A 25,215-nucleotide genomic window follows, 5' to 3' on the forward strand; every position below is an offset into this window, starting at 1 on the left:
TAGTTGGTTCTGATTTAAAAATTACGTCTAGCCCTGATTATGAGACAAAATCGTCTTATAGTATTCGTGTACGTTCGACTGATCAAGGGGGATTATTTTTTGATAAGGTTATTACAATTACCGTTAATGATAGTAACGAATCACCAACAGATATTGGGTTAACTAGTAGTTCTATAAATGAGAATGTTACTGTAAATACAATTGTTGGAGTATTGAGTACTACCGATGTAGATTCAAACAATACCCATGCATACACACTTGTTAGTGGTATTGGAGATTCAGATAACAATGTGTTTACTATAGTTGGTTCTGATTTAAAAATTACGTCTAGCCCTGATTATGAGACAAAATCGTCTTATAGTATTCGTGTACGTTCGACTGATCAAGGGGGATTATTTTTTGATAAGGTTATTACAATTACTGTTAATGATATCCAAGAGAATGTAGCGCCAATTAATATCAGTTTAAGTGCAAGTGCTATAGACGAGAATAATGCTTTAGGAGCTGTAATTGGTACATTAAGCAGTACGGATTCAGATAACGGTGATTCACACACTTATACATTAGTTACAGGAGCAGGGGGTGATGATAATGCTAGTTTTAGTATTGTAAGCAATCAACTTAAAGCGGCAGTTATATTTGATTATGAAATAAAAAGCAGCTACACGTTAAGAATTAAAACTACCGATACTGGAGGTTTAAATTATGAGAAATCATTTACTATTACAATTGGTAATGTAAACGAAACGCCTGTTTTAAGTCTATCACAAAATAATTTTACAGGAGTAATTGGTAGTCCATTAGCAACTATTAGTTTGACCACTTCTGGAGGAGTTGTTAGTTCGTTTTCGATTGTTCCAAGCTTACCGGCTGGATTGCAATTTAATACTACTAATGGTTCAATTAGTGGCACACCTACAGTTACTAGTACAAGTCAAACATACACAATTTCTGCGACTAATTCAGACGGTACCGGTACAGCAAGTTTTACATTATTTATTGATAGTGATTTGGATGGTGATGGTATAGGAGACACTACGGATCCAGATATTGATGGAGACGGAGTGCCTAATACTGAAGAAATACAAGAAGGGACCAGCCCAACTGATCCAACAGATTATAAGGATACTGACGGAGACAGTGTTCCAGATTATGTAGAGGTACAACAAGGAACGAATCCTAATGTTCCAGGTGACGCAAGAGACACAGATGGGGATGGCGTTCCAGATTATATAGAGATTTTACAAGGAACAAACCCAAATACTCCAGGTGATTCATTAATTGATACTGATGGGGATGGTGTGCCAGACTATGTTGAAGTACAACAAGGTTCAGATCCAAACAACCCGAATGATTCTATAGATACAGATGGTGATGGTATCCCAGATTATGTTGAGAATTTACAAGGCACAAACCCCAATATACCTGGTGATGCTATCGATACAGATGGCGATGGTGTTCCTGATTATATTGAAGTACAACAAGGAACAAATCCTAATTTGCCAGGTGATGGTAGAGATACCGATGGTGATGGGATTTCTGATTATGTTGAGAACTTACAAGGCACAAATCCAAATACTCCAGGTGATTCATTAATTGATACTGATGGAGATGGAGTGCCAGACTATGTTGAAGTACAACAAGGAACAAATCCTAATTTGCCAGGTGATGGTAGAGATACAGATGGTGATGGGATTTCTGATTATGTTGAGAACTTACAAGGAACAAACCCAAATACTCCAGGTGATTCATTAATTGATACTGATGGAGATGGTGTACCAGATTATGTTGAGAATGTACAAGGTACAAACCCCAATATACCTGGTGATGCTATTGATACAGATGGTGATGGTGTTCCAGATTATGTTGAAGTACAACAAGGCACCAATCCAAATCTACCAGGTGATGGTAGAGATACCGATGGTGATGGTGTTCCAGATTATGTTGAAGTACAACAAGGAACTAATCCAAATCTTCCAAACAACCCTGTATTGGATACCGATGGCGACGGTATTATTGATTCTATTGATACGGATGATGACGGCGATACTATTTTAGACATCAACGATGCCTTCCCATTAGATAAAAATGAATGGAAAGATACCGATGGCGATGGAATAGGAGATAATGCCGATACTGACGATGATAATGATGGTATACTAGACGTTTGCGATGTGGATGTCAATGGCGATGGTATTCCAGATAATGGAACGGATAGGGATGGTGATGGCATTATTGATAGTTGTGATTCAGACCGCGATGGCGATGGAGTGAATAATACCTCAGATAATTGTCCAGACACACCTAACAGAGATCAAGCCGATAGAGATCGCGATGGAAAAGGAGATGTTTGTGACACTATTGAATTGAATGTTGCAGCAGCAATCACTCCAAACGGAGACGGGATTAACGATACTTGGGTTATCTACAATATAGAAAACCATCCAGGTTCAATTGTACGTGTGTTTAATACGAATGGTAAACAAGTATTTTACTCAGCTAATTATAAAAATGATTGGAATGGAAACTACCAAGGTAGCAGCGAAATGCTTCCTGTTGGGTCGTATATGTTCCAAATTGATTTAGACGGTGATGGTACAATTGATTCACAAGGTTGGTTATACATCACAAAATAAAATAGATATATATGAAAAAGATTCAAAATATGCTTGCCATAATACTACTTTTAGTAAGTAGTGCTGTCCTGGCACAACAAGAAACTGTTTACACATTTTACCGTCAACACATGAACTTAGTGAATCCAGCTTATGCAGGAGTGGATAGTATAACAGTAGTGTCAAGCACATTGAGAAAGCAGTGGACTGGAATTGCCAACGCTCCAGAAACACAAGCAATATCCTTTGGAACGAGCTTAGGAAAGAAAGTAGGATTTGGTATGACTGTAATTAACGATCAAACCTTCATTGAGAAACAAACCTTTGTGAGTTTGGATTTTTCATACAAACTAAAAATGAGTGAAACCGCCGATGTCTATTTTGGAATAAAAGCAGGAGGCAGTTCGTATAATGTGAATACCTCAGGACTGGAAACCTATAACGTACAAGCAGATCCTGCTTTAGCTTCTATTAGCACCTTCAACCCAAATATTGGAGTAGGAGCAGTGTACAAAGAAGGACCTATGTACATTTCCTTATCTATCCCAAGATTATTAAACACGAAGAAAGCTACTAACGATGCTGGCTATGCCAGCGTAGCTACCGATAGTCCACACATTTATTTAAGTGGAGGGTATGATGTTCCCTTACAAGGAGAATTCTCAAGCCTTATCTTAAAACCCTCTGCCATGTTACGTTATGTAAGTGGCGCCCCAGTATCCTTGGATTTGACAGCAATGCTTCAGATAGACAAGATATTCGAGTTGGGTGGGATGTATAGAACTGATAAAGCCTATGCAGCCATGGCAACAGTAGTCATTAGCAAACGACTAGTTTTTGGATTTGCTTATGAGATGAGCGCACGTCCAGAACTAGCCAGAGCGAGAAACACCAATGAAATGCTATTACAGTTTCGATTTTAAAAAGTCAATAATTTTAAAATTAATCCCCTTTTAAAACTAACGGTTATTTAGCCTGTAAACAATTTAAATGTTATTGCATTTGTAGAAAATACTGTACGTGGATTTGATTCAATATTAATAGGTTTTATAATTTCTATATATTTAAACTTACCAATTTTCACTCTTAATATCAGCTTCAATTCCTAAAATTTCATAAAGTCTTTTTTGTATAAATGCTTTTACTTTTATTTCGTATTCTTTAGGGACAACTATGCTATCATGTATAGTAGCCATAAACATTTCAGGATAAATCTTAGATAATTCTTTAGTTACAACATCTAAAATTATATATGCTTCCAATTGTTGTAAGAACTTAGCAAACAACTTTTTGGACTTAACAATTTTATCACGTTGTATTTTTGTTCTTTTCTTATCGCCTTGTCTTTTAGGAATATTTAATTCTTCACAAAATTTAAAGTTATATATAAACTTATTTACAGCGTCTGGATATATACGTTTCATCTCTTTAAGACGTTTTGAGCTGGTTTCAATAGCACAATACATATACTCTAATACCAGAACTTTACAATAGCTTCTGAGGTCTTTATAATAGGTTGTGGTTTTTCGCATTAATGATGCGTTATATTCTTTATCTTCGTAACCACCTTCAGGAGAGATAATGGATGAGATAAAAGAGTCAGATAAATTTGCACCAATGTAACTGTAAATATCATTACAACAAACCAAATTCTTGTAAGCTTCAAAGTCAGTAATAGTAAGGGAATCGAGAGATATAGTATTCATAACAGTATCAAACTTATCCTTAACATCCGTCGCTCTTATACCCTGTTTTAATCTTTCTATCTTTTCCCACTCTTTTCCAATAATTAGGTTGAACAGTCCCGCTAGGAGATAAGGTTGTGATGTTTTAATATCAAGTGATACCAATGATTGACCTTTATGGGACAAAAACCGTCTTAATATTGATGGAAAATTTGTTAAGTTAGAATGTAACCTATTATCATTACTACTTCTTGAATACTGCCATTGATTAAACCTAATTCGGTTTAAACTATGAGAATATTGTTCTTTTTGTTCTATGCTTAAAGATTTGTTGTTATCTATAAACTTAAATGCGGAAAGCCAATCAACTTGTATATTTTCTTCATTAATCCATTTAGTTAAATGCTTGGTATTTCTATCTGCCGCCAGCTTTTTTTGCTGAATTTGTGCATTCTTTTCAGCAGATTTTATTAATGTCTGTTCGTAACTTTTGCTAAGAAATTCATAAACGATATACTCTCTTTTTTCTTTATCCGATTTGTTTGAATCATAATTTAAACAGACCTTATAGCCATAAGATTGGGATAACTTATCGCTATAAGGTAAAACTTTAATATAGTTATGATCTTTTAAAAACTCTTTATATTTTTTAAGTTCTTTTTGTAAATAAACATTAAGAATATCAGAAGGGATTCTTATAAATCCATTTTCTGTAATATCATCTTTTCTGTAACTTTTTTGGTAATTGATAAAGTCCAATAAAAAAACAGCCTTATCCATCTTGATTTTATTAATTTCATCATCGTAATAATGCAAATTGTGTTTAGTTACAGTTTGCTCTAAATTGTTGAATAAATCTTTTTGTATAGCAATAAAATATTGCTTTTTGTTTTGGTTATATACCATGTTTTGTACTTATAAAAAAAAAAGACAAAACGATAAATATTTATCGCCATGCCTATTGTTAAAAAATTATGTTTTGAAAGGGTATTTTGTCCTTAAAAATTATTCGATTTTAACCGTAATTTATTTTGGTTTCTTTCATTGAAAAACTCATTATATTCCATGCAATCAATTTGAAATAATAGCTCTCCAAGTCGGTTTAGTCTATTTTTTATCTTAGGATTATTTGGTAATTTTTGATATGAAGATGTGTTAACCCTAAAATTAAGTTTACTATTATGTGGATTTACTTCAACTATATTTAGTTTTACTAATTTTAAAAGAAAATGTCTCCATTCAGGAATAAAATCATCCAATATTTCTTCATTTGGATAAAACCAATCAAGACCTTTATTTTGCTTAATTTGCCAAGCTTTTAATAGTGCTAATAATTCTAAACAATTTAACTTATAATCTTTCCAATCTATACCTTCATTATTTATTAACTGCTTTTTTAATTGGCACTTTGGAATTATTATTATAAGATTCCAGTGATTTAAATATTTGTATGGTTTTCGTTTTTGTTTTGTATTAATGTATTGCATATTTTCTTTTTTGATTAATTCCATAGCGATGCCAGAGCAATGAAAAATATCACTTTGTACCTGTCGATATGTTATATTGATTTTGGCTACTACAGCCCTGATTTTAAAGCTCCCTAAAGTTTATTTTAAGCACTTTTAAAGTTTATGTAATAAATCTAATACATCAGATTTTCTATAATAAACTCGTCTTCCGATTTTATGATTTTCTAATATTTTGTTATTATCCCAATTAAATAAAGTGGTGTTGCTTACTTTTAGTAATGTACTTACTTGTTCTCTGGTGAGAATTTCTTCAATATTTTCATTATTATTTGAAGAAGTGCTCAATACTATTACTTTCTGTAATTCTGTCGCTACAATATCTCTGATTGTATCTGTTAAAACTTCTAGCGGTACATTAACTAGATTTAAATTTTTAATTTCCATTTTTCACTTTTTTATAAGGTACAGTAATGCCATAGCAATGCCACAGCAATGCAAAGCATCACTTATACCTTTTCTGTTATTTTGATTTTGATTTTTGGCTACTATAGCCGTTTTAAGAGTGTGTTAGTTTTTGAAATATTCAAAATTTCCACTCTTATTTAGGAGCATTTTTATTTCATTTACAGGATAAAAGTAGATGTCTCCAATTTTTGTGTAGGGGAGAATATTATAATCTCTGTAATTGATTATAGTATTATCACTAAACCCAAATATTCTTTTTAAATCTTTGTTCCTATAATACTTTAGATTAGGAACATTTTCTACTAATGATTTTACTTCATTAAGTAGTTTAATAACTGTTGCATTCTCATCGTTTTGTTTAACCATACATATATTGTTTTAAATTATAATGCAAAGCTAAATCTATAAGATGTAAATGCTTTTTCATTGTTAACAATTGTTAACTTTTAAATTCATACTCCATAATAAATTGAATTTTATCTTTTAATAAATCTAATCTTTTATTATATCTCTTAACGTTAGACTTATCTACACTTTTAACATTAGAATACTCTACATTAATTCCTGTTAATTCTTTTACAATATTTTCATTTTCATCTGAAGCATTTTCTGTGTTTCTATATTCGGTATAATTAAAGTTTTGTTCAATAAATCTATTTCTTTGAGAGGTGCTTTCAAATTTTAAAAGATTAAATTTTTCAAGCATATATAAAAATATTATTGAGTCTGTTCTACTAAGATTAAAAGTTGCTTTGTTGATTGAATTAGTACTGTCTTTCATATCTTTTTTTTCATGGGGGTTTGATTTTTCTAAAATATTATGAGTGTCTTTAGTATTTGTGCTGTTTATTGTTAAATTTTTATTGTTCTTATATGTGAAAAATTCAATTTCATGCTCCAATAGTTTTATTATTTTCTTTATTTTATCAGTTTGTTGTTCGTGAATTTTATTAAAAAAATAGTATTTCTTTTTTTCTTCGTCTGTAAAATTTTGGCTTTGAAATGCATTACTGTTTAATTTAAAGTTATGCTTCGATAATTCATATTCAAAAATTGTTTTGGCACTATTATTAAATTTTTCTAATAGTTTAATATCACAATTATTCTCTAATTGAATATATATTAAACTCTCAAATTCAGTATATATACTGGAGTAAAATTTTTCGATTGATATTTCTTTAAAGTGTTTCTCAAATATTTCAATTTTTACGGAAGTATCTCTTATATCTTCACTGTATAATTTGATTTTGCCAACTTCATTTATAATATTAAATATTTTTGTTATATTGTCTTCTCTCATAGATTTAAAATTTATTCCCTAAAATATCAAATAATATTTTATTATATTAAATTTATTCAAATTTATTACTCAATATTTTCATTTGATGTTTTACTGATTCATTTTGAATTTTTGCATAATGTTGGGTTTGGGTGATTCGTTTATGTCCCATAACGTTGGAAATTATTTCTAATGGTACATTGTTGGCTAAGGTTATTGTGGTTGCAAAAGTATGTCTAGCTACATACCATGTTAAGTTTTTATTTATACCACAGATATCTGCAATCTCTTTTAGATACAAATTCATATTAGAATTACTTCTATCTGGAATAAGTCTATTTAGTTTAACACATTCAAAATCATCTTTGTATTTTTCTAGAATTCGTTTTAATTGCGGTAGGACAAAAACATCCGAATTAGTATTTGTCTTTTGTCTTTTTGTTTTAATCCACCAATCATTTTCATTTTCTTTAATTAGATTATCGGTAGTTAATTTCATTGCATCACATGGAGCATAACTTGTATAGCAGCTAAATAAGAAAATGTCTTTAGCAACATCTAATCTTCGATTTTCAAATTTTTTTTCTTCAATTTTTTTAAGTTCATCCATGGTTAGAAAAATTGTATCCACATCAGTTAATTTTTCGTTATACATATTGAAAGGATTGTGGTTTATTTCTCCAGTTTTAATAAAATAGTTTAACATACTGTTTATATTACGGATGTACTTAACTGCTGTATTATTACCTAATCCTTTTTTACCATTATGCTCTCTAATATAACGTAGGTAATTATCGAGGCTATAGACAAACTTTCTATCTACTTCTTCATAATTTATGTTTTTTTTATTTTGAATTTTTTCAAGGAAATCAGACACAACATCAACCATACGAGAATATTTTTCTAATGAGCCAACTGAGCGTTCCCCTTTGTCAACTCTTTGGCTAAAATAGTTATTGTGTTCTCTTAACAAGTATAATAATGTAATTTTAGATTCTATCTTGATGTTAAAACATAGTTTTTTTAAATCTGATGCAGTTAATGTTTGAACAGAGTTTTCTTTTAAAAATTCATTATATTTTCTTTCAATATTAGTTGAGAAGGAGTAGATATAAGTGCTCAGGGAATTTTCATTTTCTATTCTTGAAGGTTTTCTTAGATAGTCGGTTTTAATCCATCTTTCTGGAGATAAATATCTTCCTGTAGAAAATGAACATTGTGAATTACCTAGTTTAATTCTTCCGTAAATAGCTATTAATCCATCTCGGTTTTTATCTCCCTTTTGGAAGAATGATACTTTTAATTTTTTCATAAACTTTTTTATTAATTTTAAGTTGCAAAATTACTTTCAAAAGTTGCTAAGCACCAGTAATTGTTAACAATTGTCATCTTTTTGGTACCCTTAAAAGTATTTAATAATACAGGGTACCAAATAGGGTACTTGTTAAATCAGATAGAATGTGTTTAATGAAATAATAAATCATTAATCATCTTATCTGAAGACAATTGTCAGGTACTGTAAAATATAGGATTTTATGAAATAAGGAAAGAATTGAAATGAAAAAAGCACCTCGTTGAGGTGCTTTCAGCGGAGAGAGAGGATTATGAACCATAACCACTAAACTCCTGTATATCAAGTATTTTACTTCTCTATTTCTCTTTGGAAACCCCCTTAGAAACCAAGCAGCCAAAAGGAGGGCTTGATTGTCCAGTTTGAGTTTCTTTAGGTTTCACAAAGATAATGAACCTAATTAATTTATCATAGTGATTTATGATTTTTTAACCCACTCATTAAATTCATTCTCCAATTGTTCAGCAAATCCCATAAGCTCTTCAAACGAAGGGATATCTTTATAAATCATTACAGCAGTTCGAGTATAGTCTCCACGCCAATCTGTCCAGCTTTCTTTTGATGGAACAACACGCACGCCCTTACTTGAGATCCCTGCATAATCCAAAGTGTTATAACGAAAAAAAGTTTGCCGATGCTCCACAACCATTTGCAAAAGTTCACGATTATATTTTATTCGTTCAAAAACACCTGCGTTATAAAGTTTCAAAAGATCGTAATAATGCCTACTCTTTCTTTCGCTGCCTTTGTTAAACCCTTCAAGTGTTTCGTGAATGAAAAGTAGCTTTTCTAGAAAGGTACGCTCTGGTGCTAAAGTGGATATATTAAATGAGCCATCTCCCAAAAGGTCTTCAAACACTTCATAAATTATCGGTGTTATTTTTCTTTCTTCATTTGGAATTTCGTCAGCCCTCGGAACCAGCTCAATTAAAACAACAGGAAGCAATCCTCCTAATTCATTTTTAAGTGTACCAGGATATTCAAATTCTATATTGATTTCATTACCCTTTTGAATTGGCTTGAGAGTGAATTCTGCGGGGTTTAGATGCTCTGCGATTTTTTCTTGTAAAATTGGCAGAAGTATCTCCATAATAAAAGAGGCACTTTTATCTTCTAGTTCTACTAAACGCGTCTTTCGTTGTGTGTTAGATGTTGCATCCTCCGCACCATGAGGCGGCTGTTGTCCGAATACTTTTCGGTTAATCGCAATATCTATATCTTCTGAAAAACGCTCAATCAAACCCCAAGCTTTCGACAAAGATGTGCCTCCCTTGAAGGTGATATTTCCTTTCAATTCAGGAATTTCATTCAGCAAATTGAGTGTCCAGCAGACCCAAAAATCTTTTTCAATTACTGCGGCAGGCAAAGGTGTCTCCATTCTTTCTGCTGCTTGACGACAATATAAGTTTCTCTCGACAGATGATAACTGTATAAATGTATTCATAGTTTATTTTTCATTTATGATTGAGCGCATGATTTTGGCAATCCATACTGGAGCAAACTGAATCTGTTTTTTGATGTGTTTGATATCTTGTTCTTCTATCTTGCTCCTAATCTGCTTTATCATTTCATCAGTTATATTATCTTTTCCTATTTGTCTAAGTGCATGAAGAATTAATCCTGCTTTGGTTCCAGCACCAATCATATTTTTAGGAGTTGTTGGTTTGAGTATTATTTCTTGTTTCCCGATCCGTATAGTCTTTTTTGGGCCGTTTGTATAAAGCTCAATTCGCATAGGAATCTGCGTTGACAGTCCGAGTAGATTGGCAGCGTATGCTCCTGTGGGCTGAACTTCTATTGCATCTGATGCTTTTATTGCTTCAATGATCTTTTGAGTTGTAGGCATAATAGCACCAAGTTTCGGATGGACTTCAGGCAAATCATAAAGGCCATGTGTCAATCTTCGGATAACTTTTTTTTGCACCAATCTACTAAGTGCAGATGTTACCACGCTGACATCATCGGCTTTAGAGGAAAAATACTTTGAGGTAAAAACAAAACCTTTTCCTTTTGCCTTGATCAGTTCTTGTATTTTACTTTCAGTTAACTGCATAATTTTCTTCTTTGTTTTCGTGACAAATATACACTATTATTTGTCACCATAAAACAAATTTGTCAGTTTAAAAACAAATCATAGTGCACATACACACAAATTCTTAAATTCCGAAATTCTTTGGATTTCGATTGGGTAAACACCCAAAATTTGAAACTCCCCTCAAAAACACCGCAAACCCTTGCAAATAGGCAGTTTTCTAAAATCATATCTAGGTTGGCAAATGGCAAGGTATATATATATATCCTTGCCAATTGCCAAGTGGGTGATTTTACCATTTAAGCTAACAAAAAGTATTTTTTGTTTTGACCTCATTTGACAAATGACTTTCGTTATTATTATCATTTTTTAACAAAACGTATAAGTCATGAAAGAATTATTAAACAATGCATTGGAGCAATTGAAAATTGCCCGAATTAATGTCAATCCTCGAACCCTTAGAAAACAGATTTCACTTTTTGAGATTGACGATTCACAAGAGGTTGAATTTAACGGTTTAAAATCAACTGTCACCTATCACGAATACCTCTACACCTTCTACTTACCCTGTAAAAGGCTTGTAGACGAAATGATGAACAACTCCCTCAATCAAGCGGATTCCATTAAAAGAGAATTTGACTTATACTGTTTCGAGATCAGGGAATTTCGACAACGGTTTTTCCCAAAAGACTATGTAGAGGTATTGCTTCATCGTGTAGAGCTCCATAAATCCACTTCCAGAGAGCTCGTAAACAGTGAAGTCATAAAAAAAAATTCTTGACTATTTTACCGTTCAGTATCAAATGCTCGAACTTTTAGAACAGCTCTACTTGCATCGCATCTCGCATTTGAACAAATACGCCACAAGGCAAGTCGCACTGCAAAACAACCAGGATTTATCCATCCCAACAAAACAAGAGTTATCGGCCTACATGTCAGGTCAACTATCGTTATTTCCAAAAGGCAGTGGAATGACCCTCATCCAATGGCAACGGGATAAAGTCGCGTTTATTGAGCTTTTTGTATCGGTTTACGAGAGTAATTCCGTTAAGGCGATAGATCGCCCTAAAATCACCAAGAAGGAGTTTTTTGGGATCCTAATGTGGTTTTTCAATATCCAGATTGGAAACATCGATTCTACGTTGCAAGCGGCAAAAAATAGAAAAATTGAACAAAAGCCCTACTTGAAAGAGCTCATGGAGGTTTTCGATAATTATTGCGCCAGGGGTCTTTGAAAAAAATCATTGTAGTACAATTGTAGTACAATAAGCAAGCTGAAAAGTGTTGGTAGCATTGCAGCCTAATTAATTTATAGGCAGCTTATGTGGGAAAACAAAACCAATAGTACAGAAATACCTAGCATTAAATTGCTGGAAGAAAGACTTATGAAAGTTGAGCGTATCCTGAGCCAACTTGCTGAAGAAGTAAAAGAACCTAAGAAGGAAATGAAATACCTGGATGTTGCCAGTGCGGCAAAAATCCTGGGACTTTCTAGAGCACAAATGTACATCCTCATGAGAGACGGCAAATTGCCCTACACTCATGTGGGTCGGCAGCGGCGACTGATTTTATCAGACCTGGTCAACTATGTGAAAAAAGGCTACCAGCCTGCTAGAAAATCAATCATTTAACCTTCTTACAACTTTTTATATGTCACTCAATAAAGATTCAATTCTTCAAGCAACCAACAACGGATTAAGCATTTTTAAACACTTCCTCGGAAGTAAATTTTCAAAGGTTGGGAAATCCTTTAAAAGCCCGTTTTATCAGGATTCAAAAGCATCATGCTATTTGTATTTTGATAAGAAATCATCTATTTACAAGTTCAAGGATTTCGGGGATGCCGAATACAGTGGCGATTGCTTTTTCTTTGTCAGTAAAATATTTGGACTCAGCTGTGATGACCGACAAGATTTCATTAAAATCTTAGAAATCATAGACAACGAACTAGGCCTTTGCCTGGAAGATAACGACCAAAAGGTAAATCGGATTGTAAGGGATACCAAAGGTGAAGTTCAAAGAGCCTCCTCCCTACCTTCCATTCATGATGGATTTGAAACAGCGAAAACCAAATTGCCGATTCAAACCAGGGAATTCAACGAAAGTGAAATTCTATTTTGGGCGCAATACGGAATTACCAGAGACATTTTAGATCGCTTCAATGTAACGGCCATTGAACGCTTTATTGGTATTGGCAAAGACGGCAGTGAATATGCCCTAGGAAGCACCGATGAGCAACCCATGTTTGGTTACAATGGAAGAAGGTACACGAAACTTTATCGACCCTTTTCGAAGTTGCGCTTTTTGTACACAGGCGAAGTAACCGAGAGCTATGTGTTTGGATTTGACCAATTGCCGATTAGAGGCGATGTACTTTTCATTACAGGTGGAGAAAAAGATGTGTTGAGTTTGGTTTCCCATGGTTTTCATGCCATTTGTTTTAACAGTGAAACGGCTCACATTCCAAAGAATTTAATCAGGGGCTTGGGTTACCGATTCAAGCACATCACCCTACTATACGATGTTGATCAAACGGGTAAAGCATCTATGGAGAAGCTTACCAAAGATTTAAAAGAATACCAGCTTAAAAGTTTACTCCTGCCACTATCGGGCGATAAAACAGAGAAAGACATTTCAGATTTTTTTCGCTTGAACCATTCGGCAGATGATTTGATGATGCTGTTTCGTGAAATGCTCGATCACTTGTACGAGGACACCATTGCAGTAATGAAGAGCTGCGAAATTGATTTTGACAATCCACCAAAAGCACCCGAACCGCTCATTACCATAAACGACGTTACCATTGGTACACCTGGAAACATTGTTTGTGTGGCTGGATCCGAAGGCAGCGGTAAAACCAATTATTTAGGAGGCATTCTTTCTGGAGCCATTAAACCAGGTGAAATAGAAATTGACACCCTAGGAACCACCATCAAAGAAAACATTGAGCAGCGAGCTGTATTGCTTTACGATACAGAGCAATCGGAATTTCAGTTGTACAAGAATCTAACCTACATTATTCGCAGGTCTTCTCAAGAAAAACCACCGTCCTGGTTCAAAGCTTTTTGCTTGGTGGGTATTTCAAGAAGTGAGCGCATGAATTTGATCCTGGAATCCATGGATCGGTTCTTTTATGAGCACGGTGGTATTCACATGGTGGTCATTGATGGTATTGCCGATTTGCTGGGAGCCGTAAACGATGAAGAAAGCTCCGTGAAATTGGTTGAGGAACTATTTCGAATGGCAGCCATTTACAATACTGTTATTATTTGTGTATTGCACCTTGCGCCATCGGGCATGAAACTTCGCGGACACCTTGGATCAGAGGTTCAGCGAAAGGCCGCAGGTATTTTATTGATTGAAAAAGATGATAACAACAATTGCAGCGTGGTAAAAGCACTAAAAGTTCGTGATGGTTCGCCTTTAGATGTACCCATGATGCAATTTGGCTGGAGTAAAACCGAAGGCCGACATGTTTACCTGGGTGAAAAGAGCAAAGAGGATTCTGAAATCAGAAAAACCAGTGAGCTGAAGGATGTAGCAAACGAAATTTTCAAGAACCGTGTGTACATCAGCAACCAAAACCTATACAAAGCACTCATGGAAAGCATGGATGTAAAAGAAAGAACCGCTAGATCGTATATCAAATTCATGCGCGAGAATGGAATCATCGAGAAAAATCCCTCAAATGTGCTAGAATACTGCCTAGTTACCATGCCTTTCTAACAATATTCGGAGTTTTTACTACGAAATTACCAGATTTAGTCCCCCTTTTCTGGTAAAAGTCCTGCGGTTTTCCGTGGGACTTTCTTTTTTACCACGCGGTTCCGCAGTATTACTCACTTTGACCTTAAATGGCAGAAAAATTTCAAAATAAGGTATTAAATAGCAATATTTATTTCCTATTTTTGACCAATACAATACAAGTTTTAATAAATACAACATGCTGGGTGCTAAATTAAAAGAGTTAAGAGAAACGAATGGAATGGTTCAACGCCAAATTGCTGCTCTTTTAGAGGTTGATACAGCTTTTATTAGCAAAGTAGAAAAAGAAGAAAAGCAAATTAGCAAAAATCATATTGGTCGACTAGCTAAATTATTTAAAGTATCCGAAACCGAATTAAATTCATTTTGGGTTGCTGATAAAATTTTAGCACTTATAGAAGATGAAAAGAAAGAAAATATTGAACGCATTTTGGATATTGTTTCCGTGTCAAAAAACATTAGAGCAAAATAATTACAATCATGTCAAAAGTGAAAAATCGAAATACACTCAATAAATTAAAATAAAGGATGGCAAACATAGCACAACAACAACAAGAATTACGGTCTAAAATATGGAGAATTGCCAACGATGTGCGTGGATCAGTTGATGGATGGGACTTTAAACAGTTTGTCTTAGGAACACTTTTCTACCGCTTTATTAGTGAAAACTTTACTACCTATATTGAAGGTGGAGATGATAGTATTGCTTACGCAAAATTATCGGATGATGTAATAACACCAGAGATTAAAGATGATGCAATTAAAACAAAAGGGTATTTCATCTATCCAAGTCAACTATTTGTAAATGTTGCAAAATCCGCAAATACCAACCCCAATCTTAATACTGATTTAAAAGCCATTTATGATGCTATAGAAAGTTCAGCAAACGGCTATCCATCTGAACCCGATATCAAAGGTTTGTTTGCCGACTTTGATACCACAAGCACAAGACTTGGAAATACGGTTGAAAGTAAGAACAATACCTTGGCTAAAGTATTAAAAGGAATTGAAGAACTAGATTTTGGCAATTTTGAAAACAATGAAATTGACCTCTTTGGTGATGCATATGAGTTTCTTATATCCAATTATGCAGCTAATGCAGGTAAATCAGGAGGAGAGTTTTTTACACCGCAACACGTATCCAAACTCATTGCCCAATTGGCAATGCACAAGCAAGAAAAGGTAAATAAGATATATGACCCTGCTGCTGGTTCAGGCTCATTATTGTTACAAGCCAAAAAACATTTTGATAATCACATTATTGAAGAAGGTTTTTATGGACAGGAAGTAAACCATACTACATACAACCTTGCTCGTATGAATATGTTTTTGCACAACATCAACTACGACAAGTTTAATATTTCATTAGGCGACACGCTTCTGAATCCTCATTTTGGTGATGAAAAGCCTTTTGATGCTATAGTTTCTAATCCACCATACTCCATTAACTGGATTGGCGATGGCGATCCAACACTAATTAACGATGATCGTTATGCTCCTGCGGGTGTTTTGGCTCCTAAATCAAAAGCTGATTTTGCCTTTGTATTACATTGCTTAAGCTATCTATCAAGCAAAGGCAGGGCTGCATTGGTTTGTTTCCCAGGTATCTTTTATCGTGGTGGTGCCGAACAAAAAATAAGAAAGTATTTAGTAGAAAATAACTTTGTGGAGAGTGTAATATCTGTTGCACCCAATTTATTTTATGGTACTTCAATTGCTGTTACTCTATTGGTGATTTCAAAACATAAAATCGAAAATAAAACTCAATTTATTGATGCCAGTGGCGAAGATTTCTTTAAAAAAGTAACAAATAATAATTTACTTGAAGACAAACACATCGAGCGGATTATGGAAATCTTTGATAGAAAGACCGATGTGGAATATGTAGCAGTTTCTATTGACAATTTCAAAATTGCGGAGAACGATTATAATCTTTCAGTTAGCAGTTATGTGCAAGCCAAAGACAATCGTGAAACAGTCGATATAGCAACTTTAAATACTGTAGTTTCTAAAACAGTAGAAAAGATAAATGCCCTTCGTTCAGAAATTGATAACATCATAAAAGAAATTGAAGCATGAACTATTTAGATAAATTAATAAAAGACGTTCAGGTGGAATGGAAAACACTAGGAGAAATTAGTGAGATCTATGGCGGTCTTACTGGAAAAAGCAAGGCTGATTTTGAAAATGGAAATGCAAAATATGTTTCATACAAAAATATATTTGGCAACATTGAAGTTGATTTTGAGAAACTTGAAAGTGTAAAAATTTCTTCCAATGAAAACCAATACCATGTAAAATATGGAGATATATTATTTACAGGTTCGTCAGAAACCCCCGATGAAGCTGGTATGTCTTCTGCAGTTACCACAATCATTGAAGGTAATGTTTACTTGAACAGTTTTTCATTTGGTTTGCGTTTTAATGATGATATTGAACTTGTACCAGAGTTCTCTAAATACTTGTTTCGCAGTTATTTTATGCGTCTTGAAATTTCAAAGACAGCAAGTGGTGTAACTCGTTATAATGTTTCAAAAGCACGATTTAAAAAAATCAAAATACCCATCCCACCGCTTACAGTTCAAAAAGAAATTGTTCGTATTCTTGATACGTTTACGGAGCTTACAGCGGAGCTTACAGCGGAGCTTACAGCGGAGCTTACAGCTCGTAAACAGCAGTATGAGCATTATCGAAATAAGCTATTGGATTTCAATGGATTAGATATTAACGGGGGGGGGGGTATAAGTGGTTAACAATCAATGAGATATGTAAAATAATGAGGGGAAAAAGATTAGTTAAAAGTCAATTAGAAGAAAGTGGGAAGTATGCTGTTTTTCAAAACAGTATGACTCCTCTTGGTTATTATCATGAAAGTAATGTCCAAGCAGACACAACATTTATTATTAGTGCTGGTTCTGCAGGTGAAATTGGATATAGTAATTATGATTTTTGGGCTGCAGATGATGTTTACTATTTCGTAACTCCAGAAAATTTTAAAAGTAGGTTTTTGTATTATTTTTTATTAACTCAACAAAACAAAATTTCAGGCCAAGTGCGTAAAGCAAGTGTGCCGCGTTTGTCAAAAACTGTATTTGAAAAAATGCTTATTCCCATTCCCTCTCTCGATGAACAAGAACGAATTGTTGCTATCCTCGATAAATTCGACACAATCACAACATCCATTAGTGAGGGTTTGCCAAAAGAGATTGAGTTAAGAAAAAAGCAATACGAGTATTATCGTAATTTATTGCTAACGTTTCCAAATAACAACATAGAATAATAATATGGGACAATCCTTAGTTGAAATAGCTCAAACACTCAAGGATGCTGATAAAAAGGCACAGTTAATCTATGCTTTTAATGGCTCGGGTAAAACTCGATTATCAAGAGAATTCAAGGAATTAATTTCTCCAAAAGAAATAGATGAAGAGCAGCAAGAAGAAACAGGTATCAAAATACTGTATTATAATGCCTTCACAGAAGATCTATTCTATTGGGATAATGATTTAGAATCGGACTTTGATAGAAAATTAAAAATACATCAAAACAGTTTCACAAATTGGGTACTTCGTGTGCAAGGTCAAGATAGAAATATTGTTGACAATTTTCAAAAGTTGACGAATGACAAATTAACACCACAATTCAACCAAGATTTCACAGAGGTTCGATTTTCCTTTGAGCGAGGAAATGATAATGAATCTGAATTTATCAAAATATCTAAAGGCGAAGAAAGTTGTTTTATTTGGAGCATTTTTTTTAGTTTGATAGCGCAAGTAGTTAGTGTATTAAACGTTGCTGAAAAAGAACATCGTGAAACTGACCAATATGATAGGCTTGAATATATTTTTATTGATGATCCTGTTAGCTCATTGGATGATAGTCATTTGATTGAACTAGCTGTAAATATTGCTGAATTAATAAAGTCAAGCACTTCCGATTTGAAGTTCGTAATAACTACACATAATCCGTTGTTCTACAATATTCTTTTCAATGAATTTAATGGAGTTAAGAAAACTAAAAAATGGCTACTTGAAAAACAGAGGGATGGAACATTTTCAATAAATGAATTGAAAAATGACTCACCCTTTTCATATCACTTATTTCTATTATCCGAATTGGAGAAAGCGATACAACCGTCAGGCGAAATAAAAAAATATCATTTTAATTTTTTGCGTAATATTCTTGAAAAGACTTCAACTTTTTTGGGATATAATAAATGGGAAGAACTTTTGCCTCAAGAATCACGTGAAGCATATTACAAACGAATAATTAATCTCTCAAGTCATTCCAAACATAATGGCGATGAAATATCAATTGTTGAAGAAAATGACAAGAGAGTATTAAGCTTTTTAGTGGGTGAACTTAAGAGAATGTACGGCTTCAAATAAACAAACAATAATATCGAAATTAAATGTCACAGTACAGAACCATAGCAGAATCAAATAACTTCATAGTACTTGATAAATTCACCAAGTATTATGAGGTGAACGAGGCGCCTGCAGTCTATCAAACGGAAGCCGATCTTGAAAAGGAGTTTATCCAAGATTTAATTAATCAAGGATACGAAAACCCATCGTTAAAAACGTACCAGGAAATGTTGGCAAATGCAAGAATACATCTGCAAGCGCTTAACAATATGACATTTTCAGATAGTGAGTGGATGCGTTTTGTAGAAGAGTATTTAGACAAACCAAGCGACAACCTAGTTGAAAAAACAAAGAAAATACATGACAATTATATTTATGATTTTGTTTTTGATGATGGACATATCCAAAACATTTACCTAGTCGATAAAAAAAATATTGCTCGTAATAAAGTACAAGTAATTGCTCAATTTGAACAAAACGGAACACACGCAAACCGTTATGATGTAACCATATTGGTCAATGGCCTACCATTGGTGCAAGTAGAACTAAAAAAACGTGGAGTTGCTATCCGTGAAGCATTTAATCAGGTGCATCGCTATTCAAAAGAAAGTTTTAATAGCCAAAACTCACTGTATAAATACCTACAGATATTTGTCATTTCCAATGGTACCGATAGTCGTTATTTTGCTAATACCGTGGAGCGAAATAAAAACAGCTTTGACTTTACAATGAATTGGGCAAAGGCTGACAATACATTGATTAAAGACCTTAAAGATTTTACATCAACTTTTTTTCAAAAACATACACTTCTAAATGTACTATTAACTTATTCGGTTTTTGATATTAGTGAAACGCTACTTGTTATGCGTCCTTATCAAATTGCAGCAACAGAACGGATGCTTTGGAAAATTGCAAGCTCCTATCAAAGTAAAAAATGGTCAGATACAGAAAGTGGAGGATATATATGGCACACTACTGGTTCAGGAAAAACATTGACCAGCTTCAAAGCTGCTCGTTTAGCCACTCAACTTGATTTTATTGATAAAGTTTTCTTCGTGGTTGACCGTAAAGATTTGGACTTTCAAACTATGAAGGAGTATCAGCGTTTCTCTCCTGATAGTGTAAATGGTTCAGATAGTACAGCAGGTTTAAAGAGAAATATTGAAAAAGATGACAATAAAATAATCGTTACGACTATTCAAAAACTAAATAACCTCATGAAAACGGAGGGTGATTTGGCCATTTATCAGAAGCAAGTTGTTTTCATATTTGATGAGGCACACCGATCCCAATTTGGCGAAGCACAAAAAAACTTAATCAAGAAATTTAAAAAGTTCTATCAATTTGGTTTTACAGGTACGCCCATATTCCCTGAAAATGCTTTAGGAGCAGAGACTACTGCTAGTGTATTTGGCCGTGAATTACATTCTTATGTAATTACTGATGCCATTAGAGATGAAAAGGTACTGAAATTCAAAGTGGATTATAACGATGTACGACCACAATTTAAAAGTATTGAAACAGAAATCGATGAGACGAAACTAAGTGCGGCGGAAAACAAGAAAGCCTTACTTCATCCAGAACGCATCAAAGAAATATCTCAATACATCTTACAGAATTTCAGGATTAAAACGCATCGAACTCAAGGTAGTAATAAAGGTTTTAACGCCATGTTCGCTGTTAGTAGTGTAGATGCTGCGAAATGCTTTTACGAGGAATTGAACAATTTGCAAATAGGTAAAGATAAACCATTGAAGATTGCGACTATATTTTCGTTTGCAGCTAATGAAGAACAAAGTGCAATTGGTGAAATAGTCGATGAAAGTTTCGAACCTTCGGCGATGGATGTTAGCGCCAAAGAATTTTTGACAAAAGCTATCAATAACTATAATTCAATATTCAAAACAAGTTATGGAGTAGATAGCAATGAGTTTCAAAATTACTATCGTGACCTTGCAAAACGTGTTAAAAGTAAAGAGATAGATTTAGTAATTGTTGTTGGAATGTTTTTGACGGGTTTTGATGCTCCAACACTTAACACGATTTTCGTTGATAAGAATTTGCGTTACCATGGTTTAATTCAAGCCTTTTCAAGAACAAATCGCATCTATGACGCAACAAAGACTTTTGGAAATATTGTAACATTCAGAGATTTAGAAAAAGCAACTATTGATGCAATTACGCTTTTCGGAGATAGCAACACTAAGAATGTGGTTCTTGAAAAAAGCTATAAAGAATATTTAGAAGGCTTTACAGACATTGCCACAGGTGAAGCACGCAGAGGTTACGTTGAAGTGGTAAAAGAGTTAAATGAGAAATTTCCTAACCCTGATGAAATTGTAAAAGAGAAAGACAAAAAAGAATTTGCAAAGCTATTCGGAGAGTATTTGAGAGTAGAGAATATACTCCAGAATTACGATGAATTTAACCATCTTAAAGCAATTCAGACCATTGATATAAATAATCTTGAGGCAATAGAAGAATTTAAAAAAACACATTTTGTTACAGATGAGGATATTGCGGAAATGCAAAAAATTGAATTACTCAAAGATCGTACAGTTCAAGATTACCGTTCAACTTATAACGATATACGTGACTGGTTAAGACGCGAAAAAAGAGGTAAAGAATCAGAAGAGTCTAAAATCGACTGGGATGATGTAGTATTTGAAGTTGATCTCTTAAAATCACAAGAGATTAACCTTGATTATATTCTTGAATTAATATTTGAGCATAATAAAAAGACCAAGGATAAAGCAACTTTAATTGACGAAATACGAAGAGTTATTCGAGCAAGTGTTGGCAATAGAGCAAAAGAAAGTTTAGTGGTAGACTTTATAAATGAAACAGAACTTGATACTCTTCAGGATAAAGCAAATGTGATAGATTCTTTTTTTGCATATGCTCAAAGAAAACAAAAAGAAGAAGCATCAGAATTAATCACCGAAGAAAATTTAAATGAAGAAGAAGCAAAGCGATACATAACAGCTTCATTAAAACGTGAATACGCTAGTGAAAATGGAACTGAATTGAATGCTCTTTTACCGAAAATGAGTCCTTTAAATCCTCAATATTTGACAAAAAAACAAAGTGTTTTCCAAAAGTTGACTTTCTTCATTGAAAAATTTAAAGGTGTTGGTGGAAATCTTTAAATATGGGAAAAGCAGAATTTTGAAGTAATTATAAAAAACAACAAGGAAATTAAATAAAATGGTGGGAATAATCTATCTATTATCAAATCCAGCTATGCCTGGAATTTTAAAAATAGGAAAGACAACCAAAGAAGATGTAAAACTTAGAATGAAAGAACTATATTCTTCTGGAGTGCCTTTGCCTTTTGAATGCTTGTATGCGGCCAAAGTGAGAGATATTGATAGCGTAGAAAAAGCCTTACACACTGCATTTAGCCCTGATAGAGTAAATCCTAAAAGAGAGTTTTTTGAAATAGAGGCAACACAGGCAATTGTCATTTTAAAGCTTTTAGAGTTAGAAAATGTAAGTCCTCTTGTGGAACAAGAAGCAAATGTAATAGATACAATTGAAGTAGATGCAGCTAGAGTTTATGCTCAAAAGAGACCTAGGATGAATTTCGAAGAAATGGGAATTCCTGTTGGATCGGAATTGTCGTTCAATAATAGTGGTGAAATTGCTGTTGTAATTTCTGATAGAACCGTACAATTCAGAGATGAAGAAACAAGCCTAACTAATGCAACGCGACAAGCATTAGGAGATGGATACGCGTACAATGTTGCACCTGGCCCTTACTGGAGTTTTAATGGCAGAAGATTAAGAGAGATTTATAATGATACATATCAAAGACCTGAATAATATGAAAAATGATATTACTCAAACCTCACTTTTTGAAGAAGATTATCTTGTTCGTACACTAGGTACAATAGCCCATTCAAATGAAATTGCACTTACGGAGTTAGTTGCTAACGCTTGGGATGCAGGTGCTACACAGGTACATGTAACTATCCCAGAAAATAGAGGTGAAAAATTAGTGATTGAGGATAATGGGACAGGGTTATCTAGTGAGGATTTTCAAAATCGTTGGATGAAATTGGGTTATAACAGGCTTAAGCATCAAGGTAAAAATGTATTGTTTCCGCCAAATACTAATGGGAAAAGAATTGCCTATGGTCGAAACGGTATAGGACGTCATGGTTTACTTTGCTTCAACAATGAGTATATTGTTACCACTTTTAAGGGAAATGAAAAATCAATTTTCAATATATCTACTTCAAGTTCAGAGCAACCATTTGTTATAAAGTCATTCGAAATCACATCCCAACCATTTGAAAAATTTGGATCTAGATTAGAAGTTGAAGTTGAAAGAAATTTGCCTACAGAAAATAGAATATTGGAAATAATTTCAGCTAGATTTTTACATGATCCATCTTTTCGGGTATTTATAAATGGTAAGACTGTAGAACTCGAAGAGCACACTGGTTTGATTGATAGTAGAGAAATTTTTATTAATGATAAAATAAAAATAAATGTACATTTCATAGACACTAAAAAGTCCTCTAGAAGCACAATATATCAAGGTATAGCATTTTGGCAAAGTAACAGACTAGTCGGTGAACCAACTTGGATTTTAGGAAGTGATTTTGTAATAGATGGTAGAACAAGAATAGCAAAAAGATACACTATTGTTGTTACTTCTGATGATTTAGCTGATTATATTTTAGAGGATTGGACTGGATTTAAAAAAAATTCTAATTTAAATTTAATGTACTCTGAAATCGAAAAATATTTCAATGAGATAGTTTATAAAATCTCAAAGGATACGATTGATGAGACAATGAGTCAAGTTACTGAGGAGTTTTCAACTGAAATTTCAAGCCTTTCGCCAATGGCTAAGTATGAGTTAAATTTAGCTATTCAAGATATTGCGATCTCAAATCCAACTGCAAAGGCAGAGTCTATTTCTTTGGCGGTAAATACTGTAATAAAGTTAGAAAAATCAAGATCTGGTAAAGAGTTACTATCTAAATTAATTAATTTGTCAGATGATGATATAAACGGATTAAATCATTTACTTGAAAATTGGTCAGTTAGAGACGCATTAAGTGTACTTAATGAAATAGATAATCGCATTTCTGTTGTAGAGGCAATTCGAAAGCTTTCATCAGATGAAGATGTTGATGAATTACATGTACTTCACCCGCTTGTAACATCAGCAAGATGGTTATTTGGGCCTGAATTTGAATCTGCCGAATTTGCATCTAACCGACAGCTTCAAAATGCAATAAAAATTGTTTTTAAAAAGGATATATCTGTAGAACAGTTCACTAATTCAAAAAAACGTCCTGATTTAGTTATATTCAACAATTCAACAGCGTCAATTAGTGGAACTGAGCTTCACGATTCTGAAACTGGCTTAGTCTCAATTAACAAGGTACTTTTAATTGAACTCAAAAGAGGTAAGTTTAAAATTACCAGAAATGAAAGAAATCAAGCCCAAGGATATGTTGAAGACATAGTCGGTTGTGGGGCATTAATTGGAAATCCATTTGTTGAAGCATTTGTAGTTGGTGATTCATTTGGCGAAAAAATCTCTCCCGTAGTTGTTGTTAAAAATGATAATAATGTTGAAATCGGCAAGATTCGCGTTACCACTTTTGCGCAACTCGTAGATACTGCTGAAAAGCGTTTATTCGGTTTAAGAGAAAAATTAGCAGAACGTTATGATGATGTTGACGGCATGTATATGTTTCAAAAACAAAGCCTAAATCAAAGTAAACTAGATCTATAAAATGAAATTCGGATTCCGCATACCTTCCCTCACAAAACGAATTGCAGCTCGTACCTCAGTAAAGCGTGTTATTCGTCACAGTCTAGGTTTTAAAGCACCTAGAGGTTTGGGCTGGATAACCGATCCTAAGAAAGCTTTGTACAACAAAGTGTATAACAAAACAAGTAAAGGCTGCTTAGTTAGTTTGGTTATTTTGATGAGCACGCCATTGGCTTTAGCTTATGGGGTATGGAAAATTTTTATCGCATGAATCTGCGCCACTTCGTAATAGCTTGTATTTTCCTTCTGCTAGCGGCTTGTGGCAAAAGTAATGATTCAGGCTCTGGTAGAAAGCCCGTTTATGTAAAACCGAGCATTGACTATAAAGGCAAATTTAGAAAGGGGTACGTGCGCATGCCTGTAAGCACCAAAAAGAACGCCATTAAAAGT

22 protein-coding genes are annotated in these 25,215 nt (G+C 33.7%); 14 read left to right on the plus strand and 8 right to left on the minus strand.

Translation table 11 applies throughout. The features are described 5' to 3' along the window. Both Q0L65_RS13630 and Q0L65_RS13635 read left to right on the plus strand, forming a co-directional pair. Positions 1 to 2,636 (plus strand): gliding motility-associated C-terminal domain-containing protein (locus tag Q0L65_RS13630; protein ID WP_296687356.1); only part of this gene is annotated, 2,636 nt, incomplete at its 5' end. An 11-nt stretch (positions 2,637 to 2,647) separates the two neighbouring features. After that, positions 2,648 to 3,538, plus strand: coding sequence for a type IX secretion system membrane protein PorP/SprF (locus tag Q0L65_RS13635; RefSeq protein WP_296687357.1), 891 nt, complete (start codon positions 2,648 to 2,650; stop codon positions 3,536 to 3,538). A 147-nt stretch (positions 3,539 to 3,685) separates the two neighbouring features. Here the strand turns inward: Q0L65_RS13635 and Q0L65_RS13640 are convergent, their stop codons facing one another. The 8 genes from Q0L65_RS13640 to Q0L65_RS13675 all read right to left on the minus strand — a co-directional run bounded on the left by Q0L65_RS13640 (position 3,686) and on the right by Q0L65_RS13675 (position 10,917). After that, the gene (locus Q0L65_RS13640) at positions 3,686 to 5,206 is read right to left on the minus strand and encodes a hypothetical protein (RefSeq protein ID WP_296687358.1); all 1,521 of its coding nucleotides are present in this window, start codon (positions 5,204 to 5,206) and stop codon (positions 3,686 to 3,688) included. A 92-nt stretch (positions 5,207 to 5,298) separates the two neighbouring features. Further along, the gene (locus Q0L65_RS13645) at positions 5,299 to 5,811 is read right to left on the minus strand and encodes a hypothetical protein (RefSeq protein ID WP_296687359.1); all 513 of its coding nucleotides are present in this window, start codon (positions 5,809 to 5,811) and stop codon (positions 5,299 to 5,301) included. A 111-nt stretch (positions 5,812 to 5,922) separates the two neighbouring features. Then, positions 5,923 to 6,213 carry a helix-turn-helix domain-containing protein gene (locus Q0L65_RS13650; RefSeq protein ID WP_296687362.1) on the minus strand — a complete coding sequence of 97 codons (291 nt, stop codon included), beginning with the start codon at positions 6,211 to 6,213 and terminating at the stop codon, positions 5,923 to 5,925. A 123-nt stretch (positions 6,214 to 6,336) separates the two neighbouring features. Next, positions 6,337 to 6,600: a DNA-binding protein gene (locus Q0L65_RS13655; RefSeq protein WP_296687364.1), complete on the minus strand. Its 264-nt coding sequence runs from the start codon at positions 6,598 to 6,600 to the stop codon at positions 6,337 to 6,339. A gap of 73 nt (positions 6,601 to 6,673) precedes the next feature. Continuing rightward, positions 6,674 to 7,534 carry a hypothetical protein gene (locus Q0L65_RS13660; RefSeq protein ID WP_296687365.1) on the minus strand — a complete coding sequence of 287 codons (861 nt, stop codon included), beginning with the start codon at positions 7,532 to 7,534 and terminating at the stop codon, positions 6,674 to 6,676. A 52-nt stretch (positions 7,535 to 7,586) separates the two neighbouring features. Beyond that, positions 7,587 to 8,825: a site-specific integrase gene (locus tag Q0L65_RS13665; protein ID WP_296687367.1), complete on the minus strand. Its 1,239-nt coding sequence runs from the start codon at positions 8,823 to 8,825 to the stop codon at positions 7,587 to 7,589. Positions 8,826 to 9,282: 457 nt separating this feature from the next. Next, on the minus strand, positions 9,283 to 10,308 hold the full coding sequence (locus tag Q0L65_RS13670) for a nucleotidyl transferase AbiEii/AbiGii toxin family protein (RefSeq protein ID WP_296687371.1): 1,026 nt from the start codon (positions 10,306 to 10,308) through the stop codon (positions 9,283 to 9,285). Between the two features lie 3 nt (positions 10,309 to 10,311). Further along, positions 10,312 to 10,917: a DUF6088 family protein gene (locus tag Q0L65_RS13675; RefSeq protein ID WP_296687373.1), complete on the minus strand. Its 606-nt coding sequence runs from the start codon at positions 10,915 to 10,917 to the stop codon at positions 10,312 to 10,314. Positions 10,918 to 11,284: 367 nt separating this feature from the next. Between Q0L65_RS13675 and Q0L65_RS13680 the strand changes: the two genes are divergently transcribed. The 12 genes from Q0L65_RS13680 (at position 11,285) to Q0L65_RS13735 (ending at position 24,786) form a co-directional block, all read left to right on the plus strand. Further along, entirely contained in the window at positions 11,285 to 11,677 is a 393-nt protein-coding gene (locus tag Q0L65_RS13680) for a hypothetical protein (protein WP_296687375.1), read from the plus strand. A 22-nt stretch (positions 11,678 to 11,699) separates the two neighbouring features. Continuing rightward, complete coding sequence (locus Q0L65_RS13685; RefSeq protein WP_296687377.1) at positions 11,700 to 12,131, plus strand: RteC domain-containing protein; 432 nt, start codon at positions 11,700 to 11,702, stop codon at positions 12,129 to 12,131. A gap of 87 nt (positions 12,132 to 12,218) precedes the next feature. After that, positions 12,219 to 12,527 carry a helix-turn-helix domain-containing protein gene (locus Q0L65_RS13690; protein ID WP_296687379.1) on the plus strand — a complete coding sequence of 103 codons (309 nt, stop codon included), beginning with the start codon at positions 12,219 to 12,221 and terminating at the stop codon, positions 12,525 to 12,527. A gap of 19 nt (positions 12,528 to 12,546) precedes the next feature. Further along, entirely contained in the window at positions 12,547 to 14,622 is a 2,076-nt protein-coding gene (locus Q0L65_RS13695) for a bifunctional DNA primase/helicase (RefSeq protein ID WP_296687381.1), read from the plus strand. A gap of 217 nt (positions 14,623 to 14,839) precedes the next feature. After that, a complete protein-coding gene (locus Q0L65_RS13700) occupies positions 14,840 to 15,133 on the plus strand; it encodes a helix-turn-helix transcriptional regulator (RefSeq protein ID WP_296687383.1) in 294 nt (97 codons plus the stop codon). A gap of 56 nt (positions 15,134 to 15,189) precedes the next feature. After that, the gene (locus Q0L65_RS13705) at positions 15,190 to 16,740 is read left to right on the plus strand and encodes a type I restriction-modification system subunit M (RefSeq protein WP_296687385.1); all 1,551 of its coding nucleotides are present in this window, start codon (positions 15,190 to 15,192) and stop codon (positions 16,738 to 16,740) included. Further along, positions 16,737 to 17,414 (plus strand): restriction endonuclease subunit S, encoded by a 678-nt coding sequence (locus tag Q0L65_RS13710; RefSeq protein ID WP_296687387.1) that lies wholly within the window; start codon positions 16,737 to 16,739, stop codon positions 17,412 to 17,414. Before Q0L65_RS13705 ends, Q0L65_RS13710 begins: the two co-directional genes overlap by 4 nt. Before the next feature lie 23 nt (positions 17,415 to 17,437). Further along, entirely contained in the window at positions 17,438 to 17,941 is a 504-nt protein-coding gene (locus tag Q0L65_RS13715) for a restriction endonuclease subunit S (protein ID WP_296687389.1), read from the plus strand. A gap of 4 nt (positions 17,942 to 17,945) precedes the next feature. Next, positions 17,946 to 19,049: an AAA family ATPase gene (locus tag Q0L65_RS13720; RefSeq protein ID WP_296687392.1), complete on the plus strand. Its 1,104-nt coding sequence runs from the start codon at positions 17,946 to 17,948 to the stop codon at positions 19,047 to 19,049. Positions 19,050 to 19,072: 23 nt separating this feature from the next. Then, on the plus strand, positions 19,073 to 22,177 hold the full coding sequence (locus Q0L65_RS13725; protein WP_296687395.1) for a type I restriction endonuclease subunit R: 3,105 nt from the start codon (positions 19,073 to 19,075) through the stop codon (positions 22,175 to 22,177). A 58-nt stretch (positions 22,178 to 22,235) separates the two neighbouring features. Then, positions 22,236 to 22,853 (plus strand): GIY-YIG nuclease family protein, encoded by a 618-nt coding sequence (locus Q0L65_RS13730; RefSeq protein WP_296687397.1) that lies wholly within the window; start codon positions 22,236 to 22,238, stop codon positions 22,851 to 22,853. Position 22,854: 1 nt separating this feature from the next. After that, the gene (locus Q0L65_RS13735) at positions 22,855 to 24,786 is read left to right on the plus strand and encodes an ATP-binding protein (protein ID WP_296687398.1); all 1,932 of its coding nucleotides are present in this window, start codon (positions 22,855 to 22,857) and stop codon (positions 24,784 to 24,786) included. The last annotated feature ends 429 nt before the right edge of the window (positions 24,787 to 25,215 follow it).

The sequence above is a fragment of the Flavobacterium sp. genome (assembly GCF_024642105.1).
In the GTDB taxonomy this organism is placed as follows: Bacteria; Bacteroidota; Bacteroidia; order Flavobacteriales; family Flavobacteriaceae; genus Flavobacterium.